The organism is Archangium sp., from assembly GCF_036388035.1.
GTDB lineage: Bacteria > Myxococcota > Myxococcia > Myxococcales > Myxococcaceae > Archangium.
The window spans coordinates 1-12,659 of record NZ_DASVSO010000236.1; the positions used below are offsets into that span (position 1 = coordinate 1).

The window sequence follows — 12,659 nt, forward strand, 5'->3', positions numbered from 1 at the left end:
CCGAGAGCGCCTCCTCTCCCTCTGACGAGCGCACCATACCGGATGGGCGCCCGCGGTTGGCCTCAAGTCTCTTCCAGGATGGTGCCCTCGGAGGGACGGACCTCGCGAGCGGCCCCCAGCGCCTCGCGCACCCACCGGGCCAGCTCCGGTGGCCCCGCCTCGGGGCGTGCACGCCGAAGCGGGGAGAGCATCCGGTGGAGCGCCTCGGCCGAGGCCACCCGCTCCTCCGGCCTTCGCGCGAGGCAGGCCCGGAGCAATGGACGGAGATCCTCGTCCACGTCCGCGAGCGGCCCCACGTCCGCCTCGCGGATGCGCTCCATCGTCTCCAGCGGCGTCTCGCCGTCGAAGGGCCGGCGCCCGGTGAGCAACTCGTGCAGCGAGATGCCCAGGGAGAAGAGGTCGCTCGCGGGGCCCAGCACGCCACCGCGCACCTGCTCCGGGGACATATAGGCGTAGGTGCCCTTGCGGACTCCGGAGCGCGTCTGCTCGCGCAGCAGCGTGGCCTTGGCGATGCCGAAGTCGGCCAGCTTCACCTCGCCCAGCCGGGACAGCAGCACGTTGGACGGCGTCACGTCCCGGTGCACCAGCCCGAGCGGCCGGCCCGCCTCGTCCTCCAGCCCGTGCACCGCGGCGAGCGCCAGCGCCAGTTCATCCGCCACGAAGAGCGCCAGCGGCACCCCGGGCAGCCCACGCGCCAGGAGGGTGGCCAGGTCCGCGCCCTCCACGTAGTCCAACCGCACGTAGTAGGCGCCGTCCGCGTACCCCAGGTCGTGCAGGCCCACGAGGTTGCGGTGGCTCAGCCGCGCGCCCAGCCGGCCCTCCTCGAGGAACATGCGCTCGTAGGTGGGATTGCCCACGTGCTCGGGGCGCAGCACCTTGAGCACCACGCGCTTCTCGAAGCCGCTGGCGCCGAAGGCCAGCGCGAGGAACACCTCGGCCATGCCCCCTGCCCCGAGCCGGCGAACGAGGCGATACGGACCGAGCTGTCGCGGTAGCTCCCTCACCCGCTCTAGACTAGCGCAGCCCGTGTCCGAGACCGTCCTCAGCACCCAGCAAGATGCCCCTGGAAGCCCTCCGCCCCGGCGCTGCCAGCTCGTCGTCATCGACGGGCCGGATGCGGGGCGCGCGGTGGCGCTCGGGGAGAAGCCGGTGCGGGTGGGCACGCGCGAGGGCTGCGCGCTGCGGCTGAGCGACCCGCGCGTCTCGGGCGAGCACCTGGAAGTACACGCGGAGGGTGCGGGCTTCGTGGTGAAGGACCTCGGGAGCCGCAATGGCACGCTCTACGAGGGCTCGCGGATTGGCGAGGCGCGGGTGCGCGTGGGAGCCACCCTCAAGCTGGGGCGGAGCTTCCTGCGCATCCAGGCCGAGGGCCAGCCGTGGGAGGTGGCCCCGAGCCAGGCGCGGCGCTTCGGGGAGCTGGTGGGCGAGAGTCTGGCCATGCGCGAGCTGTTCGCGGTGCTGGAGCACGTGGCGCCCACGGACACGACGGTGCTCATTCACGGGGAGACGGGGACGGGCAAGGAGGTGGTGGCGCGGGCGCTCCACGAGGCGAGCGCGCGGCGCAAGGGCCCCTTCGTGGCGGTGGACTGCGGCGCGCTGCCCGAGGGGCTGGTGGAGAGCGAGCTCTTCGGCCACATGCGCGGGGCCTTCACGGGCGCACTGGCGGCGCGGTCAGGAGCCTTCGTGCGGGCCAGCGGGGGCACGCTCTTCCTGGACGAGCTGGCGGGCATTCCGCCCTCGGTGCAGGCGCGGCTGCTGCGCGTGCTGGAGGAGCGGCGGGTGCGCCCGGTGGGCGGAGACGCCGAGCAGGCGGTGGACGTGCGGGTGGTGGCCGCCTCGCGGGTAGACCTCTCGCTGGCGGTGGCCGAGGGCACGTTCCGACCGGACCTCTACTACCGGCTGGCGGTGGTGGCGCTGCCCCTCCCGCCCCTCCGTCAGCGCCGCGAGGACCTGCCGCTGCTGGTGGCGGACCTGCTGCGCCGCAGGGGCCTGGAGCCCGGTCCCATCCGGGGCCCGGCGCTGGAGTTGCTGTCGGGGCACGACTGGCCGGGCAACGTGCGCGAGCTGCGCAACGTGCTGGAGCGGGCGCTGGTGCTCTCGCCCCGGGCACACGGCTTCGAGGAGCTGCGCCTGTCGCTCCAGCCCCAGGGCACGGGGCCCGAGGTGCCACTGCGCACGGACCTGCCCTTCGCGGAGGCGAAGCAGGCGGTGGTGGACGCCTTCGAGCGGCACTACCTGCGGGACGTGCTGTCCCGGGCGGGAGGCAACCTCTCGGAGGCCTCGCGTCAGGCCGGCGTGGACCGCAAGCACCTGCGCGCCCTGGCCAGGCGCCACGGCCTGCTCCCCGAGGACCCCGAGTAGCCCACCTCCCCGCTCCCCTACTCCGCCCGCACGGCCACCACCACCGCGGTGATGTTGTCCTTGCTCCCCGCGGCATACGCCTCGCGGACCAGGGCCTCGGCGACCTCCGCTGCGCGCCCCTGCCCCAAGCGCGAGGCCATCCGCTCCGGCCCGAGCGGCTCGTACAGCCCGTCCGAGCACAGCAGGAACACATCCCCCACCCGCACCTCCAACCGCCGCACGGTGGGCTCCCCGTTCTGGGTCCCGAGCGCGCGGGTGATGAGGTGCCCGAAGGGGCTCTCCCCGCGAGAGGGCGTCTCGACGCCGGCCTCCCGCATCTCCTCCAGGAGGGAGTGGTCGCGCGTCAGCGCCTCCAACCGCCCGTCCCGCAGCCGGTAGAGCCGGCTGTCTCCCACGTGGGCCACGGCCGCGCCCCCGGGGCCCACGGTGAGCGCCACCACCGTCGAGCCCATCTCGCGCAGGTGTCCCACGCGGCGCGCGAGCACGGCGCGCTGGGCGAGCCACGTGCAGTTGAGGAGCAGATCCTCCTCGCGGCTGCTTCCCGGCCGGGGGCGATGGGGCCAGGTGGCCTCGGAATCCCGGGCCACGCGCTCGCAGAAGCCGGTGAAGGTGTCCACCACGCAGCGGCTGGCCACCTCACCGCCCTCGTACCCGCCGAGCCCGTCGGCCACCACGAACAGGCCCAGCTCCGCCCGGGCCTCCCAGGCGTCCTCGTTGTGGGAGCGGCGGCCCACGTGCGTCCATCCCGCGCTGTCGATTCGCATTGTCTGTGTCCTCCTCGCCCCGGGAAGAGCAAGGCGAGGGCCGCCACCAACCCCGCGAAAGGACACGAGGGCCTGGGGTGTCGGGACTCCAGGTGCCCGGCCAGGGAGTCCGCGAGCCGGGGACTCCAGACCCCACCGCCTCCACGCCAGGGTGCGGCGGTGGTCAGCCGGAGACCCACCTGTACGTCCCCTGTACGGACTGGACTAACGTCGCCGCCTCCCGAGGGAGGGAGGGCCCATGCGCATACCGTCGCGCGAAGCGTTGCTGTCGGAGCTGGACTCGTTGGGGTACGGGGCACGCCTCGCGCGGGTCGCCACGCTGGGACGCGATGGCCGGGGCACTCCCGAGCTGGAGCAACTCATGGCCGGGCTCATGTCCGGCGAGGCCCACGAGGCCGCCCTGGCGCTCGAGCTGGCCCGGGGGGCGCGTGACGACACCCTCCTGCTGCGCGGCCTCACCCACCCCTCCACCCTCGTCCGCGGTCGGGCCGCCGCCTTCGCCGGAGACTTCCTCCAGGACGACGCGGCCCTCGAGCGCATCCTCCCGGAGCTGGCGCCCTTCGTCCGGCGCCGCGTCCTCAAGGGGGTGGCCCTCGCCCGGCGGAGCGCGCTCGCGGCCCGGCTCCTCCCAGCCGTCCTCTCCCGCCATGGTGCCGAGGAGGCCGTCCTCCTCCTCCCCGCCCTCGACGCGGAGGCGGCCCGCTCCCTGCTGAGGGAATCCGGACATGCGGTGAGCGGCTGGCGCACGCTGGTGCACCGCCGCCCGGACGAGGTGCTGACCTTCATCCGCTCGCGCCTCGCCGACGCACCGGAGCGGGAGCGCACGAGCCTCTTCGACGCCTACCGCACGCCCCTGGCCGAGCTCACCCTCCTCCAGAGCGAGGCCGTGCTGTCCCTCGTGCGGGAGTTCTCTCCGCCAGACGTGCTCCCACGCTTCGTGAGGGACACGCTGCCGCGGCTCACGCGCCGCCACCCCGAGCAGCTCTTCGCGCTCCTCACCCGCCCGGCCTTCCGCGAGACGTTGCTCTCCCAGGAGCTTCCCAGGGGCCTGCTGCGCCAGGCCTGGGCCTTCTCCCGAGAGCAGCGGCTCGCCCTCGCGCGGCTCCTGGGAGACGCCCCGCTCCAGCTCGCCCGTTTCCTGGAGGCCCTCCCTCCCTCCGAGCGACCCGCGCTCTTCGCCCACGCTTTCGAGGGCACGTCCCCGCGCGTGCTGCCCGACGCCCTGCTCGCCGTGCTCCCCCACGCCGCGCGAGATGCCGAGGCCACGCGCCAGCTCGGCCTGCGCGAAGTGCAGGAGGACCGGGACCAACAGCTCGTCATGCACTCCCTGCGCGTCATCGAGCACGCGCGCGAGTCCCTCCAGAAGGCCGCCTTCGCCAGCAAGGCCGAGGAGCGGTCCCGAGCGATCTCGCTGCTCGTGACCAGCACCGGCCGGTCCCGCCGGGGCCTGACGGAGACGCTCGCCTACCTCTCCCGCCTGAAGAACGAGCAGGACCCGGTCCGGCATGAGGCCCTGTCCGAGCTCGCGCGGGTGCCCGTGTCCGTCTTCGCGCCCGAGCACATCCCGGCCCTCGAAGCCCTGGTGACGTACGTCGTCGAGGCCCGGGACACCTCGCGCGGCACGCAGATGGCGCTCCAGGAACTGGCCTTCCGGCTCCTCCGCGCCCACGCCACCGCGCCCGAGGGCCCCCTCTTCCGCTTCGCCCTCGAGACGCTCAAGCGACTGGCCGGCCAGTCCGGCACGCTCGTCCTCCCCTCGCTGGAGCGGGACCTGCCGCGCGGCACCGAGCACCACCTCTTCGCGGCCCTGCTGCCGATGATCCGCTCGGCCACCCAGCGCGAGAGCTACGGGCTCATCCTCACGCTCACCCAGGCGCTCGGCCGGCGCGCGTGGAACGTGGACATGCTCCAGGCCCTGCTCGAGCCCATCACCGAGGCCACGCCCGACTGGCTGGCGCAGACGGCCCTCCAGCTCTGGCTCGCCCCGCCGCGCACGCGGGACGTGCGGGTGCGCAAGCTGCTCGATCGGGACGAGAGCTTCGTCACCCTGCCCCTCGTCTTCGAGCACCTCCACCGGCGCCGGCAGGAGTGGCTGGACCCGTACCTCCAGGGGCGGCACCTGCGCGGACGCCACACCACGGGGAAGACAGGCTGGGTGCCCCCGGCCCGGGAGGGCTTCCACCGCTGGCTGCCTCGCCAGCAGCAGCGCTTCCGGGACCTGCTGCTGCGCGTCGCCGGGGACACCGAGCGCAGCGCCTGGGAGCGGATGAGCGTGCTGCACATCCTGCCCCGCATGCAGGTGGTGGCGGTGGACACCCTCACGCCCTTCCTCGCCTCGCGGGACGTGCCCACGGTGGAGGCGGCACTCGGCGCGCTCGCGTGGCTGGACCGGCCGGAGCCGGCCCTGCCTCTCCTGTTGGAGAACCTCGATGGAGACCGCGCCCGGGTGGCCGTGTACGCGGTGCCCCGCGTGGCGAAGCTCGTCTCGCCCGAGACGCTCTCCGCCGCGCTCGGCACACTGCTCTCGCGCGAGAAGCTCAAGGTGACGGTCCACAAGGAGGTGCTGCGGCTGCTCGGCGCCTTCCGCACCGCCCGGAGCGTGGCCCTGCTCCGCCAGCAGTGGGACAGGCCCCAGCTGCACCGGGACGTGCGCATCGCCGTGGGCCACGCCGCGCGCCAGTGCCTCGATGACCCGGACGCCTGGGTGCTGCTGGAGGCCATGGCGCGGAGCCCGGACGCCCATGTGGCCGCGAGCCTCCTCGACCAGCGTCCATCACGGCTTCCTCCGGCCGCCCGCCCCCGCTACGCGGAGCTCCTCCTCGAGGTGGCCCGACACCTGGAGCTCACCGTGCGCCGTCAGGCCTTCGCGGCGCTCCCGGCCTGGTCCGCCGGCAGGGAGGAGCCGGTGGCACGCGCGGCGGCCGGACGGGTGGAGGACCTCGCTGGCGGTGCCGAGTGGCGCGAGGCCACGCGGGCGCTGGTGGAGACGACGCGGGAGGGCACGGCCTTCGGACAGGTGGTGTCCTGCGTGACGGCGCTCCTGTCCACGCCCATTCCCCCGGCGCACGACGCCACGCCCGAGCGGGACGTGCCCGCGCGCCAGCGGCTGAAGGCGCTCTGCCAGGAATTGCTCGCCCTGCCGAGACCGGTACGCCTGCACCTGCGGACGCACCTGGGGGAGGTGGCCCAGGTGCTCGCCCGGGACGGCTCGCTGTGGCCCGAGCGCGCCGCGCTCCGGCTCCATGCCTTCGAGTGGCGCGACGTGGGGAGCGCCGCGAAGGAGGTGCTGGAGCTGGCGGCGGAGGTGCGCGAGGAGCCCCTCTTCGCGCCCACCCTCGCCGCGACCGTGGCCGCCTCGGTGGGAGATCCGCGGGCCGAGTGGACTCCCGAGACGCTGTTGGAGACGGCGGACCGGGTGGCCTCCGAGGCCCCGCTCGTCGCGGTGGCGCTCATCTCGGCGGCGGGACAGCGGCTGCGGTGGCGCGAGGACGCGGCCCGACGCCTGCGCACGCTGCGCCAGCACCCGCGGGCCACCGTGCGCGCCGCCGCCTACGCCCCCCTCACGGCGAGCGAGTAGTCCCCACGGACGGCGCCTTCGGAGGCAGGGCGAGTGGCCACAGCCGGGAGAGGTCGGCGCGCAGCAGGGCGGCGCTCGGGTAGCGCTCGTCCGGGTGCTTCCGCATCAGCTTCAGCACCACGCGCTCGAAGGGCTCGGGCAGGTTCGGGGTGAGCGTGCGCGGCGGCGTGGGCGGCTGCTGCACGTGAAGGAACATGAGCGGCACGGCCTGCGGGTGGCGGAAGGGCAACTGCCCGGTGAAAAGCTCATAGGCCACCACCCCCAGCGAGTAGAGGTCCGTCGCGGGCGACATCGGGTGCGCGCCGGAAATCTGCTCCGGCGCCATGTACTCGGGGGTGCCGAGCACCGCGCCCTGCGCCGTCACGCCGGCCACGTGCGCGCTCTTGGCCAGCCCGAAGTCCATCAGCTTGAGGATGCCGGGCTTCGTGACGAAGAGGTTGCCCGGCTTGACGTCGCGGTGCAGCACGCCGCACCCGTGCGCGTGCTCCAGCGCGGCCGCCGCGTGCGTGAGCCACCGCAGCGCCTCGGCCAGCGTCGGGCGAGGGCCCATCAGCCGGCGCTTGAGGTCCTGCCCCACCAGCAGCTCCGTGGTGAGGAAGTGCCGGTCTCCATCCATCCCCACGTCGAACACGCGCACGATGTTGGGGTGGCTCAGGCCCCGCGCGTGCTCCACCTCCTGGCGGAAGCGGGCGATCTGCGAGGCATCCGCGCCCGGCACGGCGAGCACCTTGAGCGCCAGGCGCTCGCCGCAGACGAGGTCCATCACCTCGTGCACCACCGCGCTGCCGCCGGCCCCCAGCCAGCGCTCCACGCGGTAGCGCTCGGCCACCACCTGCCCGGGAATCAGCCCCCGCACCGTCGGGTGGGTGGAGCCGGCCCGCGTCGGGTGCTCGCTGCTGTCCCCCAACAGCAGCGTGCGCGAGGGCCCGCTCCCCCTCGATTGAGCGGCGGGGGCCTGTGCCCGCGGGAGCGCGACCGCCCCCTCCTCGAGGTTCAGGTACGCGACCCCGCTGTCGTGCTCCTCTTTCATCACGGCAGCCTCCCCTCCCACACCCCCGGCCTCAGCCGACGAGCAGCGACACGTTCGAGGCCGCGCCCGTGCCCTCGATGTCCAGGTGAGGCGTGGGCAGGTTGTACTCGGCCGCGGCCGTGGTGGCCTCCATCATGATGGGGCCGGCGATCTCCGGCGGCTCGCCGTGGCACAGCAGCTCCACCACGTGCTCCACCGTCCAGCGCCCCATGCGCTGGATGGACACTCGGCCGCTCTGCACCCGGGCCGTCTCCGCCAGCTCCGTGCTGCCCATCAGCTTCTCGTCCGCCGAGGTGCCCAGGTAGCCGCGCGCCAGCGTCAGCACGCGCTCCAGCACCGCGTTCCACGCCTGGAGGTGCGAGCGGTCCTGGGCCTCGTCCATGACGTCCAGGCCCACCGGCAGCTTCTCCAACCGGTCCAGGAACGTCTGGATGAGCGGCCCGCGGATGAGGCGCCCGTGCTGCGGCGCGATGATTTCGACCGCCGGCTCCAGCTTGCGGATGACGGCCACCACGCGCTGAAGGGCGAGGTTCACCGGCATGTAGATTTGATGGAAGGCGCGGATGCCATTCCAGTCGGACTCATCGGCCCACAGGCCCTGGGCGTTGACGTCCGTGACGCCGCCGAACAGGTCTCCCGTGAAGAGCACCCGCGTCTCCGGGTCGTAGAGCATCACCGCGCCGCGGAAGTGGCAGAAGGGCGAGGGCACCGGCAGCAGGCGGTGGCCGGTGGGCACGTTGAGCCCGTGGCTGAACTTCTCGGTGGCGATGAAGCGGTTGCGCGGCAGGTTCTGGTGGACGATGAGCCGCCAGGTGTCCTCGGAGCAGAGGATGCCGGCCTTGGGCGCGTAGCGCGCCGAGATGATGCTCGCCGAGGAGCCCACGTCCGGGTCCTGGTGGTTGATGAAGACGGCGCTCAGCCGATCCAACCCGCCGATGAGGGACGTCACCTTGGTGGACACCTGGGCGAAGTCGCTGCTCGAGCCCGGGTCGATGAGCAGGTTGAACTCGTTGGGCCGGCCCGTCTTGGGGTCCGCGCCCCGGAAGCGGCGCAGGTACGGGTTGGAGTAGAAGATGTTGCCCGGGTCGCGCTTGCCCACCCAGAAGGTGTCCGGGGCGATCTCCACGGGCACCAGCCGCAGGTCGTTCGCCTGGCTGTCGGACGGTCGGAGGTTGCTGGGCGGGGTGCTTCGATTCGGAGACGCCTGGACGCTGCTCATACTGGCACTCGCTGCGGGGGTGGGGGCCCCAGGGGAAAGGGGGGGAACACCCCTGTCCCAAGCAAGGCGTGGGCCGACCTCCTCAGCGGCCCGGGCGGCTGGCCATCACCCGGGAGTCCGAGGGTTTTGTGCTCCCATGGGCGCAACCCCTGCGCGGGCGCGCGTCACGGCACCGCAAATCGTGCGTCGCGTCATGGGCCGGCAGCACCGGACCCATGAGCCACGCTTTCAGGGCGCCTGGGGATTCTTGCCCGGCGGCCCACCCAGCTTGCCGAGCTCCTCCTCGGCCTCCTTCACGTCCTTGGCGTACTCCTCCAGGTAGCGTCGGCGCTCCTCGCTCTCCCACTCGTCCCGGGAGAATCGGTCCGGCGTGTACTCCTGGGTGGTGTGGACGTAGCCGGTGAGCGCCTTCACCAGCTCGCGGTCCGGATCTCCCTGCTCCCGGAGGAGGAACCCCTCCACGTCCCGCAGCTTCAGGGGGAAGGCGGGGGCCTTGTCGTGGATGAGCCGGCCGAAGACGGTGAGCTTCACCTCGCGCGCCCCGGCCTCCAGCTCCTGGTTGAACTCCACATAAGCGAACGGAATACCCCCCTCGTCATCCACGCGCCCCGCCATCACGTAGCGGCCGGGCTTGCGGACCTGGAGGCCGACGTAGAGCTGCAGTGAGCCCTGCTCCACCACCTCGCGCACCTTGCCGGTGAAGGTGGCGGGGGGAGCCGGGGTGAACATGATGTCGAAGAAGGCCCCGCCCTCGACGTTGCCAGCGCTGCGCACGCGGAAGTCGATGCGCAGCGTGCCCTCGAACATGGCGAAGCCCTGGCGGGCCGGCTGGAAGCTCCCGGTCCACGTGCTGTCGCCGGCCACCTCGTCGCCATTGCGCCCCGAGTCATTGAAGTCCAGCGGCACCGCGCCCGCCTGTCCGGCCCCCGCCATGTACGGCGCCTCGCGGGCGACGGCGGAGTGCACCTCGCAGGGCAGCGGCTGGCCGGAGTTCGCGTTGTCGCAGCCCACGAAGAAGCGCACCACCTCGTCGCCCACGACGAAGACCTTCTCCTGCTTCAGCCGCAGCGCGATGTCCCGCGACTCCCGGCTCAGGGGCTGCTTGCGCTCGGGCGACTGCGGGTACACCAGGTCCGGGTGCTCGCTGATGGGCCGCGACTCGTGCGGGTACTTCGTGGACTCGCGGTAGGTGTCGAGGGTGAAGCGCGCCCGCTCCAGCCGTTTCCGCCAGAGCTCGCGCTGGACCTCGCGTTCGGCCTCCTCGGGCGAGAGCGAGGGGTCCTGCGCCTGCACGAGCGTCCCCGGCGTCGGCCGCGCGGGCGGGCGGGGCGGCGGCTCGGCCGGCGCGGTCTTCGAGGCCACGGGCTCCGCGCCGGGTGCGAACGTCTCGTCACCCGGCGCGGGCTTGATGAGCCCCACTGACAACAGCAGCCCTCCCAATCCCAGCACGAGAGGAAGAATCAAGAGGAGCCACCGGCCTCGACGCGCGGGACGCTGGGGCCGGGGGGGAGGAGCGGAAGGGCTGCTGTTGGACGTCATGGGGGTGCTTCCCATCCTGCCAGATGCGACCTACTTGGCGTAGGTCACCATGTCGTTGCGCACGGGGCCGACGATGCCCGCCCAGTTGCCAGCGGCGTAGTGGTCGTAGGACTCGCCGTCATCGCGCAGCGACACCGAGTGGTAGGACCACAGGGCCTTGCCGTTGCTGGTGGCCGCGGTGCCGGTGTTCAGGGTGCCGTCGCAGAAGAGGTTGCCGGGGTTGCAGAAGCCGCCGGTGCCGGAGACGCCGCCGGTGGAGTGGTAGGCCACGGCCTCGTCATCCTGGCCCGGCAGCGTGCCCGAGTAGAGCGTGCCCTTGGCGCCGGCGAACATGTAGAACCACTTGGAGCGCGTGGTGTTGTGGTTGTACATGGCGCGCGCCGTGGAGGTGACGAGGTCGCTGGTGAGCGGCTCGCTCGTCGCCCAGTCGCCCATGTTGGCCAGCTCGCTGCCGCCGCCAGCGCCCGAGGCCACGTCCACCCACTTGATGTTCCAGCCCACCTGCGTGGCACCCGTGGTGCCGCACACGCCGCTGGAGTTGGGCACGGCGTTCCGCACACTGCGCGTGGAGCCGCCGTACAGGGACAGCGCGTAGCCGATCTGCAGGTTGCCGGCGCTGTGCGCGGCGATGTAGCACCAGTTGGCGCCCGTGCAGAAGCAGTCGAGCGCGTCGCGCACGCGGTAGTTCTCGACGGAGATGCGCTGCGTGCCGTTCCAGTTGACGGCCTTCTTGTTGATGCCGGCCGCGGTGGTGCTCGGGCCCCAGTAGCTGAAGTTGGCGTAGTTGCCGGGCTGGGTGGTGTTGCCGTTACGACCGTGGATCCACAGCGAATAGTTGGTGGCCGAAGCCTCCGCGCCCACCAGGGCGGTGGCGGCGATGATGGCCGCGCTGATCATGTTCTTCATATGAGCGCCTCCTGCTCAAACATCCATGGGGGTACCCGCCCGGCTGGCTGCCCGGCGAGCGGAGGCCACTGTACCGCCACGCTTTAAAAATCTGAAAACCTTTCAAAATCCTCAAAAACAGTATTCCTGACACAGCGTGTCGAAACGGTCTTCCTTGACGCCACGCGTCAGTCACGCGGGGGAAGTGCGCCGAGGTAACGCCCCGTCTCCCGGGTGGGGAGGAGGCGGGCGAGGGGGGAGAGAACCCTGGGACACGGAGGGTGGATGCATAGCTTGAGTCGCGACGATCCCGTCCTCTGCAGAGGAGGCCCTGCCCATGTCATCGCTCGATGTTCCCTTGACGCTGCTCGACCCGGAAGGCGGTTGGATCAACGCCCCCGTCCATGTCCACGACCTGCGCGGCCGACCCACCCTGCTCTACTTCTGGTCCGAGCTGAGCAAGACCAACGAGCAGCAAGTGCCCACCATCAAGGCCCTGTTGGACGAGTTCGTCCCCAAGGGGCTCCAGGTCATCGGCGTCCACGTGCCCATGGATGGGGAGGACTTGGACCACGCGCTCAACACCAACTACATCGAGGAGAAGGTGAAGGAGTTCGGCTTCCACCATCCGGTGGCGGTGGATGACGGCTCGATGGAGGCGGCCTACGGCGTGGAAGCGGTGCCCACGTTCCTGGTGTACGACGCCTTCGGCATCCTGCGCTTCCGAGAGGCGGGCGGAGAGTCGGTCAGCCCCGAGCTGCGGCGGATATTGGATCGCCTCACCGGACCCGAAGCCACCACCGGCGCGTTCGCGCCCTGACGCCGCGAGAGAGGAGCGACATGGCAGGCCGAGAGAAGAAGGAGGCCTCCCGTCTGTCGCTGGGAGCCCTCGCCGCCGCCGGAATGGGGGCGGTGATGGGGCTCCGAGCGCTGCTGCGGGAGAAGGTGAGCTTCGAGGGCCGGACGGTGTTGCTGACGGGTGGCTCGCGAGGGTTGGGGCAGGTGCTGGCGCGCCAGTTCCTGAGCGAGGGAGCCCGGGTCATCCTCTGTGCCCGCGAGGAGGTGGAGCTGGCGAAGGCCCGGGCCGAGCTGGAGTCCCTGGGTGAAGTGCTGGCCCTGCCCTGCGACGTGAGCGACCGCGTGCAGGTGGAGGCGCTGGTGGCCCAGGTGCACGAGCGCTTCGGGGTGGTGGACGTGCTGGAGAACAACGCCGGCGCCATCCAGGTGGGTCCGCGGGAGTCCATGACCGAGGAGGACTTCGAGGAGGCGATGGGCATCCACTTC

At 72.2% G+C, this 12,659-nt stretch carries 10 protein-coding genes; 4 read left to right on the plus strand and 6 right to left on the minus strand.

The window, feature by feature from the left end; all coding sequences use genetic code 11:
• Positions 1–62 precede the first annotated feature (62 nt).
• Positions 63–1,103, minus strand: coding sequence for a serine/threonine-protein kinase (locus VF697_RS10280; protein WP_331093768.1), 1,041 nt, complete (start codon positions 1,101–1,103; stop codon positions 63–65).
• Here VF697_RS10280 and VF697_RS10285 point away from each other — a divergent pair.
• Positions 1,027–2,361: a sigma 54-interacting transcriptional regulator gene (locus tag VF697_RS10285; protein ID WP_331093770.1), complete on the plus strand. Its 1,335-nt coding sequence runs from the start codon at positions 1,027–1,029 to the stop codon at positions 2,359–2,361. The two genes, VF697_RS10280 and VF697_RS10285, sit on opposite strands and share 77 nt — an antisense overlap.
• Positions 2,362–2,378: 17 nt before the next feature.
• On the opposite strand, the gene VF697_RS10290 is transcribed toward VF697_RS10285, so the two are convergent.
• Complete coding sequence (locus tag VF697_RS10290; RefSeq protein WP_331093772.1) at positions 2,379–3,125, minus strand: PP2C family protein-serine/threonine phosphatase; 747 nt, start codon at positions 3,123–3,125, stop codon at positions 2,379–2,381.
• A gap of 238 nt (positions 3,126–3,363) precedes the next feature.
• Between VF697_RS10290 and VF697_RS10295 the strand changes: the two genes are divergently transcribed.
• Complete coding sequence (locus tag VF697_RS10295; protein WP_331093774.1) at positions 3,364–6,702, plus strand: hypothetical protein; 3,339 nt, start codon at positions 3,364–3,366, stop codon at positions 6,700–6,702.
• Here the strand turns inward: VF697_RS10295 and VF697_RS10300 are convergent.
• The 4 genes from VF697_RS10300 to VF697_RS10315 form a co-directional block, all read right to left on the minus strand.
• Complete coding sequence (locus VF697_RS10300; RefSeq protein WP_331093776.1) at positions 6,686–7,732, minus strand: serine/threonine-protein kinase; 1,047 nt, start codon at positions 7,730–7,732, stop codon at positions 6,686–6,688. The two genes, VF697_RS10295 and VF697_RS10300, sit on opposite strands and share 17 nt — an antisense overlap.
• A gap of 31 nt (positions 7,733–7,763) precedes the next feature.
• Entirely contained in the window at positions 7,764–8,951 is a 1,188-nt protein-coding gene (locus tag VF697_RS10305; protein WP_331093778.1) for an MBL fold metallo-hydrolase, read from the minus strand.
• A gap of 228 nt (positions 8,952–9,179) precedes the next feature.
• Positions 9,180–10,415: a hypothetical protein gene (locus VF697_RS10310; protein ID WP_331093780.1), complete on the minus strand. Its 1,236-nt coding sequence runs from the start codon at positions 10,413–10,415 to the stop codon at positions 9,180–9,182.
• 105 nt (positions 10,416–10,520) lie between these two features.
• Complete coding sequence (locus VF697_RS10315; RefSeq protein ID WP_331093782.1) at positions 10,521–11,396, minus strand: hypothetical protein; 876 nt, start codon at positions 11,394–11,396, stop codon at positions 10,521–10,523.
• A gap of 316 nt (positions 11,397–11,712) precedes the next feature.
• On the opposite strand from VF697_RS10315, the gene VF697_RS10320 reads away from it, so the two are divergent.
• Positions 11,713–12,195 carry a TlpA disulfide reductase family protein gene (locus tag VF697_RS10320; RefSeq protein WP_331093784.1) on the plus strand — a complete coding sequence of 161 codons (483 nt, stop codon included), beginning with the start codon at positions 11,713–11,715 and terminating at the stop codon, positions 12,193–12,195.
• A 20-nt stretch (positions 12,196–12,215) separates the two neighbouring features.
• The coding region (locus tag VF697_RS10325) for an SDR family NAD(P)-dependent oxidoreductase (protein WP_331093786.1) at positions 12,216–12,659 on the plus strand (444 nt) is incomplete at its 3' end.

What these genes read in the sequence shown, in the direction of transcription:
- VF697_RS10305 (WP_331093778.1), bottom strand. Translation starts at nt 8,951, where the DNA reads ATGAGCAGCGTCCAGGCGTCTCCGAATCGAAGCACCCCGCCCAGCAAC.
- VF697_RS10320 (WP_331093784.1), top strand. Translation starts at nt 11,713, where the DNA reads ATGTCATCGCTCGATGTTCCCTTGACGCTGCTCGACCCGGAAGGCGGT.
- VF697_RS10280 (WP_331093768.1), bottom strand. Translation starts at nt 1,103, where the DNA reads ATGACGACGAGCTGGCAGCGCCGGGGCGGAGGGCTTCCAGGGGCATCT.
- VF697_RS10300 (WP_331093776.1), bottom strand. Translation starts at nt 7,732, where the DNA reads ATGAAAGAGGAGCACGACAGCGGGGTCGCGTACCTGAACCTCGAGGAG.
- VF697_RS10290 (WP_331093772.1), bottom strand. Translation starts at nt 3,125, where the DNA reads ATGCGAATCGACAGCGCGGGATGGACGCACGTGGGCCGCCGCTCCCAC.
- VF697_RS10315 (WP_331093782.1), bottom strand. Translation starts at nt 11,396, where the DNA reads ATGAAGAACATGATCAGCGCGGCCATCATCGCCGCCACCGCCCTGGTG.
- VF697_RS10295 (WP_331093774.1), top strand. Translation starts at nt 3,364, where the DNA reads ATGCGCATACCGTCGCGCGAAGCGTTGCTGTCGGAGCTGGACTCGTTG.